This window comes from Acetivibrio clariflavus DSM 19732 (assembly GCF_000237085.1).
GTDB classification, from domain to species: domain Bacteria; phylum Bacillota; class Clostridia; order Acetivibrionales; family Acetivibrionaceae; genus Acetivibrio; species Acetivibrio clariflavus.
On the sequence record NC_016627.1, the window covers coordinates 4,012,492 to 4,031,149 of the forward strand.

The window sequence follows — 18,658 nt, forward strand, 5'->3', positions numbered from 1 at the left end:
CTCCTTCTATTTGACTCTTCCGGTAAAAAGCTTTGAATTTTTGCCTCTTAAAGTTACATCTTCCACAGGAAGGCCATATTCTTTTGTGATTATCTCTACAATCCTTGTAAGGCAATATCCTCCCTGGCATCTTCCCATCATAGCCCTGGCTCTGTATTTAATTCCGGCAAGCGTCCTAACCCCTAAAGGATTCTCTATCGCATCCATAATCTCTTTTTTGGTTATGTGCTCACATCGGCATACTACTTCTCCATATTCAGGACACTCTTTAATCAGTCTGTCCTTTTCGTCATTACTCAACTTGCGAAACTCCACAATTCCTTTTCTTTGGCCTATAAAATCGGGCTTTTCTATAAGATCTTCCTTATTGCCTATTATATCCCTTACCCTTTTTGCTATAGGTACCGAGGCAGTAAGGCCAGGAGACTCAATTCCTATCAGTTGGATAAGTCCTTCAACAACTTCCGACTCCTTAATGACAAAATCTCCAAAACCGCCTACTTTAGGTCCTACCAATTTTGACCTGATACCGGAATAATTGCCAATGACATCTTTCATTTCAATAGGCGGCAGCAATTCCTTCGCTTCTTTAAACAGCTGATTCATTACATCCCTTGTAACACTGTAATCGGACTTGGTCTTTATATATTCGGCGCTGGGTCCTATCAGTATATTCCCCTCAACAGTAGGAGTAAGATGAACTCCAAGCCCTCCGATCCCGGGCTTCGGTACGGGATAAACCGGCATATTCAGGAACTTGCTGGTTCTCTTATCCAAAATGTAGTACTGTCCCCTGCAGGGATAAATCTTGTAATTTTTGTCCCCTGCCATGGAAGATATTTTATCGGAATAAAGACCGGCCGAATTTACAATGTACCTGCAATAATAGTGCCTTCCACCGGCGCTGATCCGGAATTTACCCTTTTGTTTGCTTATTCCGAACACTTCAGTATTAAAATAAAATTTCACGCCATTTTCCCAAGCATTCTCCGCCAGTGCCACCGTGTATAAAAATGGGCTGGTAATTGCCGTATTGGGAGATAGCATTGCACCTATTCCCCCAACATAGGGTTCTAAGTTTTTAACTTGTTCAGCATTTATAAAAGTCAACCCCGGCACACCATTCTTTTTTCCGGTATCCATCAATTTTTCTATGCCTTTAAGGTCTTCTTCATCAAAGGCTACTACCAGCTTCCCTGTCTTTTTATAAGGCACATCCAGTTCCTCACATACTTTTTCAAAACCAAGATTGCCTTCTACACAGAGCTTTGCCATCAAACTTCCCGGTTTATTGTTAAACCCGGCATGGACAACAGCACTGTTCCTGCCGCTTGTTCCTGCTGCTACATCGCTTTCCTTCTCCAACACAGCAATATTAAGTTTATACCTTGAAAGTTCCCTGGCTACGGCACAACCTACCGCACCTGCACCTATAATAATTACATCAAAACAATTTTCCATACGTAATTATCCATTCCTTTTATAAAATGCAATTTACTTATTGTATTCTATCATAAAATTATAATTATTTGAATAACCTTCATGAAATAATTCTACTTGTCAAAAAACGATTGAAACTGTATTTTACCGTCAGTTTTCAAAACATACCGATTTAATGTGCACAAAATCACTTTTGACATTATGAAAGTTTTTGAAATTCAAACTGCAAACGCGCTTCAAAATTAATACATGACGATACCGGGAAAAACGTATCATAAATAATCCACAGAAATGCAATGTTCTAGTTAAGATGTGCATACCTTACAAAATAATACAGGGGAGTTTCATTTTCATTCATGAAATAAGTCACCGTGCCGTATTTTCTCAATTCATTAATCAAATAATACTCGGCATCAGCACCATAATGGTAGAATAGCACATAAACCTTTTGATACTTTATGATACTGTCAACATTTTCCTTAAGACGCTCTTCATCAAGGGTTGTAATGTATTTATAAGGTTCACACTTAAGGTTCCAATATTTGCAGCCGTAAATCAACTGTCCGTCTTCAAAAACTTTTTCCGGAAAATGAGTCAACCCCTGCTTGTATCCTGTTTTGTATTCATAAATAGGTACAGCATTTGCAAAAATATAAAGCTTTTCGTCCTCTTCAATCTTGTTGTTGAGATAATAAATCAAATATGCGGCTTCCTGGCCTTCCCTGTACATATTTTTTACATCGGTGTATTTTAACGAACCGTAGTTCAAAGCAATAATCAATATAAATACGACAACTTCAAAAAACTTCCACCGCAACAAATCCATTAAAACTTCTGCAAAAAACAGAATCCCAAGGATTGTAAAGGGCACCAGAAACAACAGCAAACGGTCCTGGATAGGATATTGTTCAAGCCACGATGCAACTAACGTAAACAAAACGGCTAAAACCGTATAACCACCAAGTTTGTTTTTTCTTATAAATAAAAGCATAGTCCCTCCAACCCACAGTATCAATGAGAGGGCAGCCACATCATTAAAGCTGAAACTAAAGTAATTATTAAGCATGAGATATATTAAATTCCACTGGGACAGTTTCTTGGGAAACAGAGGAAAATAAAGATGCTTCCAGTATTCCATGGACATTCCGTCAATGTTTCCTGAAACTTTACTGGTATAAATAAAATAGCAAGCTCCAAAACTTACCAGAGCTACCGCACCGAAAACCGCAGAGCTTATAAAGGCTCTCAATAATTCCTTCAGTTCACCTTCATTCTTCGAAATCTTACGAGCTATAAACCCAAATATACCAAAAAAGAAATTATAACAGGTAATTGCGCCGATAACAAAAATCGACGGAAAGGAAATCCATACGGCAAATATGCAGAACAAAGCATATACCCATGCAGGAATATCTTTATCCTCATAAAGTTTGTAAAGATACAGAGCTGCTATGGTAAAAAACGCATCCGGCATATAGGGTTTCAATTCTGTTGAATAATAAATAAGCGGCGAAACGGTGGCATAAAAGGCTGTTCCCAAAAGCGGCCTTCTAAAACCTGACCTTTTAATAAGAAGATAAAAGAGTCTAATGGAAAATAAACCCGTCAAAAATGAGTATAGCCTTAATGCCCGTTGTGAACTGCCTAAAACAGTAATAAAAAATTTTACAATTAAAATAAAGCCAATAGGTGCACTTTGCGAATAGTCCAAGGGCTTAAATAGACCGCTAAATCCCCTCTGTACTATTCCGCTGGCAAGCATGGCTTCATCATACCAGAGGGTTCTATCCTGGATGTATGATCCCAATCTAAACAAAATCCCCATTGCTATTACAATCATATACAATATCGTCGTAAATTTTACAGGCTTTTTTACTTCCTTTAAACTCAGTTCTATTTCTTCATTCCTTCTCGGTAACATCTAATTTTTCCTTTCTATGAGTAAAATACCTAATTACTTTTGACATCGTACTTGCCCAGTGCAGCCCTTAGAAGAATTTTAAAAAGGAGTAAATTGCCTTTAAAAAAGCTGATTTTAGTTGGAATTTTCCCATGTTTGGGATAGCTTCTCCGGACCGGGATTTCAATAGTTTTCATCCCGATTTTCGGTGCTTTGACAGATAAATAGGCCAAAAGCTCATAGGTATCAAACACATCGCGAAAGGGCTGAACCTCCTCATGAGTAAGAAAGCGTCTTGAATAAGCCCTGAACCCGTTTGTTGTGTCGGTATACCTGAAACCTGCCGCTAAAGAAATAATGGGGGCATGAATTAATTTCACGGCCAGGTGCCTGGTTATGGGAGTGTTTTCAGCTACTCCGCCTTTGATGTATCGTGACCCCTGAACCATATCATAGCCTTTGTTTAGGTATTCAATAAACAGAGGTATGGATTCCACACTGTCCTTGCCGTTTCCATCAATGGTAACAATACCGTCATATCCACGCTTCAATGCCCACCAATAGCCCATCCTGAGCTGTGCACTAAGTTTACCCGGTCCCTTTTTTACAAGAAGTGTGTTTACCCCAAGGGATTCTAACCTGGTGTTCTCAGTGGAACCGTCTGTTGACCCTCCATCGCACAATATAACGTCAATAATTTTATCAATACCTAATTCATTAATCCTTTTAAGCTGTCCAATAATCCTGTCACCCTCATTAATGACCGGTACACAAAGACAATACCTGTTTTCCTTGCCTTTGAATTCAACTGTTTCATACTCAGGCACCTGTTCTTTCATATTCATCATTTCTCTCCAACGATTTTTTAAGATTTAATCCCGCTGTATATTTTACATCATTCTCCAAATACATCAACCATATAATTCATTATCCGTTCCACAATATCAAGCGAGTCGTCTTGATCTTTTTTCATTTCAATGGACACAAAGCCTTTATATGACTTTTCTCTCAAAAGGAAAGCCAGTTCACGATGTTCCTGTCTTCGGCAAATGGGTAAAAGTCCCGGTTCACTAATGTGAACATGGTTTATATAATCCACATAGCCGGCAATTTCATCTGTACTTTCCCCATTGGCAATAATGGTTCCAAAATCAAGATTTACTTTAAAGCCTTCACAATTAACATCCTTTACCAATCTTACAGCTTCCCTTGTGTAGTTTATAAAATTTGTCCCGTACATGGAAGGATTAGCCTCAATGGATATAACAGTGCCTTTCTTTAAGGCATATTCTGAAAGTACTTTAAAAAAGTCCACAGCAATCTCATAATCTTCCTCTTTAGTCAACCACCGGTTCTTCGGGCAGCCGAAAACCATGTTTTTACACGAAACTGCCGCTGCAAAATCAACACCTTTAAACAAATAACGGGTAATACTTTCACGGTTTTCCGGGCTTTCAAAGATATTTTCCGTTCTTCCGTAAAGTATTGACTGCATACTGCAAATCTCGAAATTGTAAAGATTTTTTAAGTCTTTTGCATGTTTTTCAGCCTCATCTATCCGATCATAAGGCCTATCGCCAATTAGTCTTGTAGGTGCTATTTCCAGGCCGCAAAAGCCGTATTTTTCCATAAGTTTATAGACTTCCAAATCTTTATTGGCATCCCAAGCTATATTAGAAATTGCAAGTTTCATAGTGATTCCCCTATAAATTCCTTAATATCCTTCAATACTGCATCTTTATCGGCAATATATCCTCTCATTCCGTTAAACAGTCGATAGTGTACAGTATGTATATCATACTTTACGGGAGTGTTTAAAAATTCGTTTTTAAATTCCTTTCCGTAAATGTACTTATACAGCTCACCGGAAGAGACTGGTTCTGTCACAAGACATAAAAGGCGAATGTCGTTTTCTATCATTGTTTCAATATGAGACCAAAGGTTCTTTAAATTATAGAACTGGTATGTATTTCTGGAATCTGTAAAAGACAGAGCATTAAAACTGGAATTCTCAAAAAACTCTTTTAAAACGGACTTTATTTCTTTACTTACTGGTTTTAGCTTGTAGAAACCGTTTTCCTGCTTTGAATAACACTCCAAAAGGTCTATTGGCGAAACCTCCTGAAGTTCTGAAAGCTTTTCTTCTTTTATCATTGATGGAATAATACTTATCATGTCAAAAATGAAATTTTTTCTCAAATTTACTCCAAACAATCCAGGAAGCCTCAATATATGATAATCTTTAACGTTTTCTATTACCCATTTTTCAAGAATATAACGATTTTTTCCATAGGGCTGAAGCCCCTCAGTATCAACAACTGTGTTCTCATCTACTCCACGAGGCTCTTTATAAACATCAACAGTAGATATCAGCACAAGCTTTTCAAACTTCATCTTTTTAATATTTTCAATAGCCTGCATTATATGTTTTAAATCCTTATCCGGTTCATGGTTTGCAAGAAATTTTTCAGACTTTACACCGCTATATATTACAAGGTCATGCCGGGTATAAAAAGCTTCTTCTATATTGCCGGAGTTATATTGCTTGCTGAAATGGGTCTGCATAATTAAATTGGAGCCTATAAAGCCGCTATATCCCACTAAAGTTTTATCCACCAAGTTCCCCCCTAAAACTTCATTCTGCAAATCAAAGGCATAAATCTTCATATTCAAAATCACTTTTTTCCAAAAAGTTTCTTCAAACAGAGAGCATTATAACATCATTATTTGACCTTTTCAACCGATTCAAAAGTATATGTGTACTTTGAATTTTGAAGTTTTAAAATTAAGGATACAAATTTTATGACTATTGCAAACAAGGAAAAGAACCCTGTAAAACAGACCGACAGGAACAACATAATGGTTGTCCAGCCTTCAACGACTCTGTCATAGGCTATATATACAAATACGGTATAGCAAAACACGCAAATTGAAAACAATAACATCATTATGGCCATAAATATGGATATTTTCGGCACAATATCGGTGAAAATCATCAGATAGTTAAGGGCTTGGGACAGCCTTAATCTTGTGTCGAGCTTTCTTTCATGATCAATGTTCTTATTGGGCTTATACTTGTGTATATAGGTTTTAAGCCCTATGTTGTAGTATACCGCTTTTCTGTACTGAATAGATGTGTAGGAGTTGTTTATCCTGTTTACGGCCCTGCGGGACAAAACCCTGAATCTCTCGGTCCATAGCCTTAAGCGGTTTTGCGAATATCTCTTAAACAAGCTGTAAAAAGCTCTTGAGTCCCAGCGCTCTTTGACGTCAGGAGCCGCCGAAACAATGTCGAAGCCTTCCTGAGAATGCTTGTACACATTTATAATCTCTTTAAAGTCATAATCGGCAATAGGGCTGTCAAACTCAAAAACAAAGTCACCTATAGAAATATCCACGCCAGCTGTAATTGCCGCTTCAGTGCCATGGTAAAAACTTAAATTGATAATGGTAAAAGATATAGCTTCAAGCTTTGAAGCCGATTTTTTCAGCATTTCAACACTTCTGTCGGTTGAAAAATCATTGACAGCAATAATCTCATACTTTTCAAAGTTTTCCGAAAGTACGGCTGCAATGCCTTCAATAAATTCACTTATATATTTTTCATGATTCCTCACATATACTACTGCGGAAACTACTTTCTTTTCCTTATTCACAAGACCCATAATCACAATACCTCTTCCAAATCATATACTGTACTTATCTTTCCCGACAATACACTAATGAAGGTGGGATTGTCCCAATACTTTCTTATTATTGTCGGTCTTGAATCGTCAATCTCCGATGACAACAAAATCGGTTTCATTGAATATAGGGATTTGTAAAAACTGAAGTCATATTGGCTGCGCAAATACTTTTTTGCTATTCCCGACATATATGACCAGGAACTTGGCGGCCTAAATTCACAGATATTGCAATTGAAAAGCCTATTTTCACTGCACAGAGGATTATTTTTTTGACACTCAAAAAGCGGCAGATTTTCATGGCAGCTCATATGCGGAGTAAAAGTAACAGAAGTAAGAGAATGAAGCCCGGTTTTACCAAAGGGCATTATAGAGAAAAAAGGTCCATCCATTACGGTTATTCCAAGTTTTTTCAGGTTTTCCCCAGGATGGCATAGTATTACTTCACAAAGCTCATATTTTATTTTAAAAGGTTCAAACCCCGCAATTGTGTTGATCTGATTTGCAGATGCATAGGTGGCATTCAGAATGTATCCGGTAGATATTGTATTTTCACCATCTATATTTATATAAAATTCCCTGGAACTTCTCTCAATACTTTCTATTTTTACATTGAACTTCAGCTCAACCTGTGGAAATTTTTTTATTTCTTCCAAAAGATAATCTCTAAGAATTGCAGAATCATATGTATACTCTTCAACTTCAAAGGCACCGTCACACATGCCCGGATTAAAGAACTCACCGGGGTCAATTTCAATACACTTTATATTGGCATTCTTACAAAATTTCTTAAACTGTGCTGCACTGGTCCACGAGTATTTTGAAGATGTAGCATATATCTTTTTAAAGGATGAATTTATGCAAAACTCAAACTCTCTATTGAACTTCTGAAAATATTCCGTAACACTGTTAACTGTTGACAAAGAACGGGGATAATGATAGCCATTGTGCACCCGGGCTTGATTTATATATGTAGCACGCAAAAAAGGGCCGTTTTCGCATTCAAGTACAATAACATTATAACCTTTTCTTCCGCAAATCAGAGCCCCATATAAACCATATAAACCTGCACCAATTATAACCCTATCGTAATACCTCATTTACACCCTTCTTATCACAATGCCTTAAAATCCCTATTTTATACATTTTATTACAAATTATTTTCCGGATAAAAACCCCTATACTATCATTTTAGCTTTTTTTACATAATTATTCAAGCACCGCAGTACAAATAATAATCCATAAAACTACAAAAGGGGCTGTTGCATTACAGACTAATAATCGTAATGCAATAGCCCCTTTTTATTTAAAATTAATATATTTTATCCTTAAAACGTTGTCTTTTATTTGTTGATCCTGAAAAAAGGGTATACTAAATAAACGACACACACTTCGCTAATTATACAATAAATATTTTTTATGTTTATGCTGTCTTTATTGGATGTAAATACGTGGCACATCGTTGTGATTGAATTTTGTTATGCAGTTTGTTTACATTATGTGCTAAAGCAAGAAGAATGCATTCTGCTAAGATGTTCTTTTTGCCTCTACACAAGAAACGTCTGAATCCCATATCTTGTTTTATTTCTCCAATAACCCCTTCGACCTGAATACTCCGATTTATTCTGAGTTCGATTCCTTCTTCACTGAGGATTCTTTCTAAGGCTTCCTCACGTTTTTGCTGGAATAATTTAGATACCTCAAGACGTTTAGTCCGTTCTTCCAGCGGTTTTTTGCTGTTTCCCTTAATGCATTTTGATTTGAAAGTACATTCACTACAATCTTCACATGTGTAGCAGGTTTTCTTACTTATATATCCTGTTTTGCTTTTACTGAACTTTATTCCTGTTACTACAAGCCTTTTTCCGTTACTACATATGTAAATATCCTTTTCTTTGTCATATATCATATTTTCCTTTATGCTAATATCTGCTTTATACTTACGTGTCCTACTAACTTCATAATTGGATGGTTTAATAAACGCACGTTGGTTGTTTTCATCAAGATAAACGTAATTTTCCTCACTTTCATACCCTGAATCAGCAACTATATTTTTGTAAGTATACCTCAAATGACTTTTGATACTGTTTAAGAATGGTATTAGAGTGGTTGTATCTGTAGGCTGAGGACCAGCACTTATCCATACTATGTATTCAGCATCTACTCCAAACTGAATATTGTAACCAGGTTTTAATTGCCCATTCTTCATAGCATCTTCTTTCATTCTCATGAAGGTTGCATCAGGGTCTGTTTTTGAAAAACTATTTCTCTCTCCCATGGTATGTAAATGCTTATTATATTTCTTAAGTCTTGATATGTATTCATCCAGCTGTTCCAATGTTTTTTGGAGAGGAGATTTTCTTTTTCCTATTCCATAGACAAATTCGATATCTTCATCCTTTTTTATTTTGCATAGTTTACGCCTAAGCTTTTTTAGATGATACATTTTGATTTTATCTCCATATACAATTTTAAATCCGTAATCTTCTTCTGCTTTCTTAAAAAATGCAGGAATCTTATCCATAAGTTTTCGCTGATTTTTAGTAACAGAACCTTTCCAAACAAAAGTATATTTGTTTGAAGAAGCTTCAATTTTTGTCCCATCAACAAAAAGATTCTTCATTGAAAGTTCTCCACATTCAGCAAGTATTTCAGTAAATTGTGCCATAAGATTTTCTGAAACAGGTGCAAAATGAAGGCTCCGAAATCTCGCTATTGTTGTATAATCTGGAGCAGGAGACCCTTCAAGAAGGTACATAAAGTTGATATCTCTCCTACAAGCACTTTCAATTTTTCGAGTAGTATAACAATTATTCATATATGCGTAGAGCATGACCTTCAGCATCTGTGTTGGGGTTGCTTGTTTTTTCCTTATACGGGAATAGGTCTTATATAATTCTGTTAAATCCATCTCCTCCACTATCTGACCCAGCAACCTGACAGAATCATCATTAGGTATCATGTACTCAATATTTAACGGCAATTTTAATTGATAGAAATCACCGCGAATGGTATAATCTTTATGTGTTAAATTATTTAGTGGCATAAATACATTTTACACCAAATTCCGGACTTTTCGAAGTCCGGAATTTGCTTTTTAGACACAAAAGGACTGTTACACTAATTTTCTTAGTGCAACAGCCCCTTCTGCTAATAGAAATTCAGTTTCTTCTCTTGTCACGATGTACTCAGGGAATCAATATCCCTCTGCACCTTCTTGTCTTTGGTCTCGTCACAGCAATTTTTGCCTTCCACAATCCGAGACTCAATTTTTGATGCTTCCATAACTTTTTCCGTTATTATATTCTTTATTTCTTCTATGGAATCCTCAAGGAAAAAAGTTTTCTTTATTTCTTCAAGCAATGTATTGTCGGATAGATTTTCCATATCAATATCCATACAACTTTCATCGGTACACAGTCTGAACAAAGCCTTATATTGGTAGTTATCTTCAGTGATGTTCAAATTTACAACCTTTAAATCTTTACAAAGCATGTAAAATGCCCCCTTTATATTTGCTATTAACACCTTATGCTTGTTCTTTTCCTGCCAAAGGAGAAGGAACTGTATAAACTCTTGTCGCCATCTCGGTATCCAGCATTAAAATTCCTTTACCGTCATTTTCCCCCACAAGTCTAATCTTGCTCAAATTTTGCTGTGCAGTGTCCTCCTCTTCCGCCTGTTCGTCTATAAACCATTTGATAAAGGAATTGGTCTTGTGATCCCGTTCTTCAATAGCCAAATCGGCAATTCTATATATAGATTGGGTTACAGACCTCTCATGGGCAAGGGATTTTTCCAATACCTCCTCAATGGATTTAAAATCCCATTCCGGGGCTTGTATTGCCTGAAGTTTAACCCTGCCGCCAACAAGATTTAAATAATTGATAAAAATAAGGGCATGGTCTCTTTCTTCCATTGCCTGTATTTTAAACCAATTGGCAAAACCGTTTAAGTTCCTTGAAGTAAAATAAGCTGAAAAAGACAGATATAAATATGCGGAATAAAATTCTTTCTGGATTTGATCATTCAAAAGCTGTTCCATTTTTTCACTAATCATATATTCCCATCCTTTCTGAGTAAGTATTAAAAAACACTTTTTCTTTAAACTTTATCTTTATTTAATATACCCATAATACAGCGTAATAAAACGGTTATTTCCAAACTTTTCACATTCTTATACTAACCCCTGTATTTATCGATCTAAATTAAAAATTATATTACTTATAAATATCAAAAAAGAATAACTATGTAAGTTCATCTATTACTTTGCGGCAAATACGCTCACTGAATCTGCTTTCATAATGCCCGGGTGCCCAGCCTTTAAGAAAACGGTAGAAATCAGCCCAGGCTACATGATACAACTTACGCCATTCCTTTTCCAATACTTCAAAGTCCACTTTCTTCTCCACCATTTCCAAAGCTTTTTTCAGTTCCTTGAAATAAAACTCTAAAATGTCGTTTTCCCAGCTTTCACACTCATCATCGTAAAGACAGCTGTCAATAAAATATGCCACATCCTTCATTCCGCAGCCGCCACCCACATATTGAAAATCCACTGCAGCAACACTGTTTCCGTCATTGGAAAAACAGAAGTTCTCTATTTTTGCGTCACCGTGTACAAAAGTTTTATAGGTACAGCTGTCAAGCTTTCTGTCTATCGCACGGGCTGCGTTTTTTAAAGCCATGTCCTTCATAGCTTTAAGTTCGTCGGGACGAGTATCCAAATGCCAGTAAGTTCCTTTTGACCACAGTTTTTCAGGTTTTTCACCCATAAAAGTTGCATGAAAATTAGCCAGCCAGCTTAAACATAGCTGTATTTCCTTCCAACCCACGCTTCTTATTCTCCCATTAAAACCTGAAGCATCAAGGTCTTCAAATACCATTAAAAACTCATCATCCTGCCATTCGAAAGCATATCCTTTTGGAACTCTGCAGTCTTTTCCGCACCTTTGGCTCCAATTTTGATAAAAAGCCATTTCCACTTTATAGGATTTCAGTTTACGCTCAAAGGATATATCCCCGCCCCGGATTTGACCTGCCCGCTTGAGCAGGCATACGTTTTTTACTATTACACTCTTCACTTCTGTTCCGGACAATTCGTAGCGCAGTATTTTCCCATATCCGCTCCAAAGTTCCTGTACCTCTTCAATTTCATACACTTCTTTTGCTCCTGTGGATCTGAGAATTACCTTTTCAAAGCTTTTATTCATAGTACCCATTCCCCATTTATTGCAATTCTTTATATGTTCAGTCATCAATTTACAGCTTTTAAAGCAAACATTACAACTTATCCAAGTCTATCCATATAGGATTGCACAAACCATACACAATTCTCGCTTATACGTTTTTTATCACTGTCGGATAAATTTAAAAATCTTTTCTGAACAGATTTAAAACTCTATAGAAAGCTCTTTTCCAAATTGCTGCAGACTGCCCATAGATAAATTATCCATTATTGTACCTAATAATGCAACCGGAACTTGATCCTGTTTATCACTGACCAATTCCACCTCTTTTTTACTATCAAACTCACAGAGCAAATTAAAAGCTACTGCTTGTAGATATTAGTTCCCCAAATTCTCCGCAAGAAAAGCTCTAAATAATCATATCAAATAATATACTGTAATACAACCAAAATTAATATAATATAGCATAAACAGGTAGCAATTTACAATACATTTGACAATTTAAGCTCTCTTAAGGCATACCCACTTTATCCTCTTTTCATAAACAAAAAGAATTGGCCAGGTTGGACCAATTCACACTCATTGAAATCTTCCTTCATATAAGCACATATTTCTGCTCAAGCATATCCAACATTCGCAAATATTTTTCTTGAATCCCAGACTTTTCGGCTTCTGCTTCGAAAGCCTCACACTCGGCATTTACGTTGTCTAATGCTTCTGAATCAAGTTCCCTTTTGCCGTAAGGATAGGCAATATTATCCTCCTTATCTATGTGGCGGTTTAGCAAATGGGTGTAGGAAACGGCATTGGCAATAACATCCACCTTTGCATCCTCATCGCCGTTCTTTACCCGTTCCAGTGCTTCTCCTAGCCCCTGCATATACAATCGGCCAAAATCATGTTCTACCAACATTCCGAACCTGACCAGTTTTTCTGCAGCACCGCCTAATTCTATCATTCTGTTAAAAAGGATTTTTTCTTCTTTTCCATGATGATGGTTATCGGCGTAGTTTCTTATAAAATCAATCATATTTTTAAAATCGTTAAAATCAATTTCTCTTCCATGCATTATTCCAATACATGCTCTTCTTATTACCGACAGCATTCTTTTTATGTGTTTGTGTTCCTCAACCATTAAATCTATTGCATCCAATCAAATCACATCCTTCAATAGTATTATAAGTAACTTGCAACCTATTATACAAATATCAGATTTTTTCCATTCAATTATTGGCAAGTCGTACATTCGCTCAGGCTTGTATTTAGGCTTGCTCATCAATATAACCCCAGACTGTTGCAAGTTTACTCACATCTGAAGGATTCTACAAAACTATATAAAATAATCGATAATTATTTCCTGTTTGACAAGTATATTGCAAATTTCATTTACTGCATCATCAATACCCACGCTGGCATCAGGTATGAAATTGCTAAAGGGTGATTCTCCAATATTGACAACCAGAATATCATTGGGCGCATTTAGCTCCTTTAATATTAAGGCCTCGTAATCGTCCAAATTATGAACCGATGTTATAAATATCTGTCCCGAGTCGGTAAATATCCTTGCCAATTCACCAATCTGATGTATTTGCTCAATTCTGTCCTCGTTTTCGGTACTTACATTCGAACCAAGGCCGCCAAGAAGACTGGAAATTCCAAGAAAGTAAACTTTATGCTTCGTATTAAAAAGCCTTTTTTCCAACTGCCTTCCTATATCCTGAATGTTCTTTTCAAGCTCTTCACTTCCCGTAGTAATTACAATAAACTTCGATTTGTGCCCATATACTTCTCTTCTCTCTTCTTCCGTTATAAGACTCTTTTCCCACAAATACTCCCTTTTTCTGATATGCTCTTTCAGACTATTCTCCTGATCATCAACGCTTTCAAGAATTATTCCGCCTCCTGCGATATCATAATTGTCAACAATTACAAAGCGCCCTGTCTGTTCAAAATTGGAAATTATATCAAATGCAATGGGCTTTGGTGTTTCAAAAATACACTCTGCTACATCGTGCCTTTCCACCTGGTCCTTAAAAGTGTCGATATTTATCTGGGCTGCATCAATTATGCTTATAATCTCCACCAGTTTTACACTGCTTCTCATTGTTCCTATTTTCAGTTTATATTTTTTATTTTTCACAAGAGGAGATTTCCCCACCCAAAAAATGTTAGCTCTAAACTTCGAACTGACATTGGGATGCTGTTCATTTACTTTAACCATGATTTCTCCGGGTTTTATGTAAATCTGTGTCTTAAGAGTAACCCCTATTGCCTCATCGGCACCAGCTTCCTTCCTTGGTGGTACGTTAAATCCCTCAATACTTGCAATTTCCGACTTTTTAAAGGACGGCAGGAACAGTACTTCATCACCTTCCCTTATTGTTCCGCTGGTTATTGTCCCTGCCACAATTCTTCTGTCATCGCCTTTTTCAGTAAATTTATATATATCCTGAACGGGCATGCGAAAGTCTTGCTCTGCATTTTTTTTCTTATTGCTGAATCCATCCAGTTGTTCCAATACTGTAGGCCCTTCATACCATGGTGTATTACCGGATTTTGATGCAATATTATCTCCATGAAAAGCACTTATAGGTATAAAATTTACAGGTCTGATTTTTATACCGTTAAGGAATTCCGTAAACTGTGCCTTTATTGTATCGAAAACTTCCTTGTTAAACCCGACCATATCCATTTTATTAACCAATACGGCAACCTGCTTGATGCCAAGCATAGAAACAATATGACCATGCCTTTTGGAATTTTCCTGGATTCCTTCTTTCGCATCAATAACAAGCAGTGCAGCTTCAGCCCGGGATGCTCCGGTAACCATGTTTTTCAGAAATTCGATATGTCCCGGTGCATCAATAATTATGTAATCCCTTTTACCGGTTTTGAAAAAGCACCGGGCAGCATCAATGGTTATCCCCTGTGCCTGTTCATCCTTCAAGGCATCCAGCAGAAACGCATATTCAAAGGGTTTGAAATTTTTCCGGCAATATTCCTTGACAAATTCCAGCTTGCCTTCAGGCAGTGAATCGGTATCAGCAAGGAGCCTGCCTATTACAGTACTCTTTCCATGGTCCACATGCCCCACTATAACAATATTCATCTGCTCTCTTTCCGCCATATTACATATAACCTCCTTTGCGAAGCGTTTCAAGGCCTCCGCCATCGTCCTGGTCCTGGGCTCTACCTGCTCTCTCAGCAATTTTTGCAAATTTTCCGCTTTTTAATTCCTCTATTATCTCCCTCACATTTTTAGCAGTGGATTCCACCGGCGAAGTGCACGGATAGCAACCTAAAGACCTGTATCGCTTTCCGTCTCCCTGATCAAAATACAGTGAAGTGATAGGAATATTCTCCCTCTCGATATATTCCCATATATTGAGTTCCGTCCAGTCAAGAAGAGGATGGATTCTCACATGGGTACCGGGTGCAAAATCCGTCTTAAACTGGTTCCAAAATTCAGGTGGCTGATCTCCCACATCCCAGTCATTATCCTTGTCCCTGGGTGAAAAATACCTTTCCTTTGAACGGCTGCCTTCCTCATCAGCCCTTACACCGACAATCACGCCGGTAAATCTTTCTCTGTTGGTATCCTCAACATATTTTCCAGTTTTATGGTCCAAAATATATCTGGGCCACTCCCCGGAAAGGGTATGTTTCAGTGCTTCGGATTTAAGGGTCTGGCAGCAGGACAAACGGTCTGTTTTGCCGTCAGGGAACGTGTTCTTTTCTCTTAATGCCTTTGAATTTTCTCCATATATCATGGTAAGTCCCCATTTTAACGCCAGTTCATCCCTGTAAGCAATCATTTCAGGAATTTTATAATGGGTATCTATATGTACCAGCGGAATGGGAACATGCCCGAAAAATGCCTTCCTGGCAAGCCACAAAAGAACGGTGCTGTCCTTTCCTATCGACCACAACATGCATAAGTTTTTAAACTCCCTGTATGCTTCCCTCAATATGTAAATACTCTGTGCCTCCAATTTATCCAAATGATCCATTATTACCCCTCCTTAACGACGTTTGAAACATGAAGTCCGCATTCCTTTTTATCCGGATCTTCCCACCACCACCGGCCGCTTCTGATATCTTCGCCTTTTCTAACCGCCCGGGTACAGGGTTGGCATCCGATACTCCTGAAATCCTTGTTATAAAGGCTGTTATAAGGTATGTTTTTGCTGCGTATGTACTCCCATACCTGCTCCTCGGTCCAATAGGCCAGGGGATTTATTTTTAGCATATCGTGGGCGTGATCCCATTCAAACAATTCAATATTGCTTCTTGTAACAGACTGTTCCCTTCTAAGACCGCACACCCACACATCCGCCGTTGCAAGTACTCTCTTTAAAGGTTCAACTTTTCTTACCTCACAGCATTTCTTCCTTAACTCGACACTCTCATAAAACATATTTGGACCATACTGTGAAACAATTCTCTCCAATTGCTCGTTAGACGGTGCATAAACCTCATATTTGAAGCCATATCTTGAAGATGTTTCTTCCATTAAATCATATGTGTTTTGAAAGTGTCTTCCGGTATCAATGAAAAATATTCTGGGATTTGCACTGTTTTTTGCAAAGATTTCGGTCAGCACCTGGTCTTCAATGGAAAGACTTGATGCCAGGATTGTTCTCGATGTTCCAAATCTATCCAAAACATAGCAGATTATCTCTTTAGGTGATTTATCCAAAAATTCCTTGTTCAATTTCTCTATTTCCTGTTTGATCATGAGTTACCTCCTTACTTACATTCAATTATCCTTTTCCTTTTAAGTTACAACTAATAACCGGGTTCAATTTGACTTTGCAATTTTTCAAAATACTCCAAACCGACTCTTTCTACAAAACTGTGAAAAGTCTCATTATCCTTTCGATGATTTAAATAATTTTCAATGAAACTGTGAACTGCTTTTAGCAAGTCTTCTTCCTTAAACCTTAAATTAAGTCTTTGCCCAAAAGCAGCATTTTTTCCCAAAGCCCCTCCCAAGAACACATCAAAGCCCTCACAGGAGTTTCCGTTTTCCTTTAACAGGGCACCTCTAATTCCAATGTCCGCAATTAATGTATGCCCACAGGAATTGGGACACCCTGAAATCTTAACACTAATGGGCACATCAGCCTTTAATCGGTCATCTATATAGCTTGAAAGCTTTAGTGCTATGTTTTTGGTGTCAATTAAGGCAAGGTTGCAGAATTTTGAACCAGTGCATGCCACAATTTTGCTTAAGAACGTTTCAGGCTTATGGCTGAACTTTTCAAATATTTTATTTTTCAGCACCTCGGAAACTTTTTCATTATCAATCCCCGAAATAATAATGTTTTGGCTCGACGTGGTCCGAAGAATTCCGTCTCCATATTTTTCGCTTATTTCAATCAGCTCTTTAAAGTCTGTTGATGTCATATGTCCTAAAGGAATATGAACTCCTATGTAACTCTTACCCTCCTGCTTTTGTCTGTGTACCCCGTAGTAATTTATCGAATTGGAACCGTCGCTTTTATCAATTCCTCTCTTTGGCAATTCACCGGTATATTCAAAGAGTTTCTCGGTGAATTTTTCTATTCCCCAGTCATCCACTAGGAATTTAAGCCGGGCACGGCTTCTGTTGTTCCTGTATCCAAAATCCCTAAATATAGTCGCTATTGCCACCGTTACTTTCAGTACCTGTTCCGGAAGTATAAAGGCATCAACTTCTCTTGCCATCATAGGTTTGGAGGAGAGCCCGCCTCCTACTTTTAAATGAAACCCTGCTACCTCCTCGCCGTCTATAACTTTTACGGCAGGTGTAAAGGAAATATCGTTTATCTCAGAATTTCCGGCATTTCTTGTACTTGCAGAAATTGAAATTTTAAGTTTTCGCGGAAGATTTGAAAAATCTCTGTTGAGAAGAAAGAAATCGTTAACCTGATTTACCAGTTCGGTGGTATCCATAAGCTCGTATTTGTCAATTCCTGCTAATGGATTCCCTATAACAGTCCTGGGACAGTCTCCGCACGACTCATAACTTGCAAGCTTGACACTGTTTAGCTTAAGGAATATTTCCGGTAAATCTTCCATGCGTATATTATAAAACTGAATTGCCCCACGGGTGGATATTCTCATAAAGTCTCTGCCGTATTTTTCTGCAATTTCGGCCAATATTTTTGCTGCAGGTACATCAATCTTTCCGGTATTGATGCGGATTCTTAGCATAAACAATCCGTTTTTGGGCTTTTGTTCATAAATTCCCGCCCATTTGAGCAGTATCCTGTCTTCATCGGACACCGACTCAATACCTTGTTTTGAGTACTTATTGACGATGGTTTCAATAACATCCAATCCATCTCTTTTAAGTTTTATTTTTTCAACATCATTCAGCAATTGGATATTCTGATTCCAAATTTGCTCATACGCCATGTGTCAACCCCCCTGGCATAACATCAGCCATTTATGTACTATTA

Annotated in this window: 16 protein-coding genes; all 16 read right to left on the reverse strand. The window is 37.5% G+C overall.

The annotated features are described in order from the left end of the window. Positions 1-6: 6 nt before the first annotated feature. The gene (locus CLOCL_RS16675; protein ID WP_014256433.1) at positions 7-1,461 is read right to left on the reverse strand and encodes an NAD(P)/FAD-dependent oxidoreductase; all 1,455 of its coding nucleotides are present in this window, start codon (positions 1,459-1,461) and stop codon (positions 7-9) included. A gap of 280 nt (positions 1,462-1,741) precedes the next feature. After that, positions 1,742-3,361 (reverse strand): glycosyltransferase family 39 protein, encoded by a 1,620-nt coding sequence (locus CLOCL_RS16680; RefSeq protein ID WP_014256434.1) that lies wholly within the window; start codon positions 3,359-3,361, stop codon positions 1,742-1,744. Between the two features lie 29 nt (positions 3,362-3,390). Then, entirely contained in the window at positions 3,391-4,185 is a 795-nt protein-coding gene (locus CLOCL_RS16685) for a glycosyltransferase family 2 protein (protein WP_014256435.1), read from the reverse strand. A gap of 50 nt (positions 4,186-4,235) precedes the next feature. Next, positions 4,236-5,033, reverse strand: coding sequence for a sugar phosphate isomerase/epimerase family protein (locus tag CLOCL_RS16690; protein ID WP_014256436.1), 798 nt, complete (start codon positions 5,031-5,033; stop codon positions 4,236-4,238). Continuing rightward, on the reverse strand, positions 5,030-5,956 hold the full coding sequence (locus CLOCL_RS16695; protein WP_027622001.1) for a Rossmann-fold NAD(P)-binding domain-containing protein: 927 nt from the start codon (positions 5,954-5,956) through the stop codon (positions 5,030-5,032). The genes CLOCL_RS16690 and CLOCL_RS16695 overlap by 4 nt, the downstream gene beginning before the upstream one ends. A gap of 107 nt (positions 5,957-6,063) precedes the next feature. Further along, positions 6,064-7,005, reverse strand: a complete 942-nt coding sequence (locus CLOCL_RS16700; protein ID WP_014256438.1) for a glycosyltransferase — start codon at positions 7,003-7,005, stop codon at positions 6,064-6,066. 2 nt (positions 7,006-7,007) lie between these two features. Beyond that, positions 7,008-8,123: an NAD(P)/FAD-dependent oxidoreductase gene (locus CLOCL_RS16705; protein ID WP_014256439.1), complete on the reverse strand. Its 1,116-nt coding sequence runs from the start codon at positions 8,121-8,123 to the stop codon at positions 7,008-7,010. A 323-nt stretch (positions 8,124-8,446) separates the two neighbouring features. Then, positions 8,447-10,069, reverse strand: a complete 1,623-nt coding sequence (locus CLOCL_RS16710; RefSeq protein ID WP_014256440.1) for an IS1182 family transposase — start codon at positions 10,067-10,069, stop codon at positions 8,447-8,449. 131 nt (positions 10,070-10,200) lie between these two features. After that, complete coding sequence (locus tag CLOCL_RS16715; RefSeq protein WP_014256441.1) at positions 10,201-10,518, reverse strand: hypothetical protein; 318 nt, start codon at positions 10,516-10,518, stop codon at positions 10,201-10,203. A gap of 34 nt (positions 10,519-10,552) precedes the next feature. Beyond that, positions 10,553-11,083 carry a ferritin gene (locus CLOCL_RS16720; protein WP_014256442.1) on the reverse strand — a complete coding sequence of 177 codons (531 nt, stop codon included), beginning with the start codon at positions 11,081-11,083 and terminating at the stop codon, positions 10,553-10,555. 187 nt (positions 11,084-11,270) lie between these two features. Further along, positions 11,271-12,236 carry a phosphotransferase gene (locus tag CLOCL_RS16725; RefSeq protein WP_014256443.1) on the reverse strand — a complete coding sequence of 322 codons (966 nt, stop codon included), beginning with the start codon at positions 12,234-12,236 and terminating at the stop codon, positions 11,271-11,273. Positions 12,237-12,807: 571 nt separating this feature from the next. After that, entirely contained in the window at positions 12,808-13,365 is a 558-nt protein-coding gene (locus CLOCL_RS16730; RefSeq protein WP_014256444.1) for a hemerythrin domain-containing protein, read from the reverse strand. A gap of 177 nt (positions 13,366-13,542) precedes the next feature. Continuing rightward, complete coding sequence (locus CLOCL_RS16735; protein ID WP_014256445.1) at positions 13,543-15,339, reverse strand: GTP-binding protein; 1,797 nt, start codon at positions 15,337-15,339, stop codon at positions 13,543-13,545. A gap of 1 nt (position 15,340) precedes the next feature. Continuing rightward, positions 15,341-16,222 carry a sulfate adenylyltransferase subunit CysD gene (gene cysD, locus CLOCL_RS16740; protein ID WP_014256446.1) on the reverse strand — a complete coding sequence of 294 codons (882 nt, stop codon included), beginning with the start codon at positions 16,220-16,222 and terminating at the stop codon, positions 15,341-15,343. Positions 16,223-16,224: 2 nt separating this feature from the next. Beyond that, entirely contained in the window at positions 16,225-16,950 is a 726-nt protein-coding gene (locus tag CLOCL_RS16745) for a phosphoadenylyl-sulfate reductase (RefSeq protein WP_014256447.1), read from the reverse strand. A gap of 50 nt (positions 16,951-17,000) precedes the next feature. Beyond that, a complete protein-coding gene (locus CLOCL_RS16750; protein WP_014256448.1) occupies positions 17,001-18,614 on the reverse strand; it encodes a nitrite/sulfite reductase in 1,614 nt (537 codons plus the stop codon). Between the last annotated feature and the right edge of the window lie 44 nt (positions 18,615-18,658).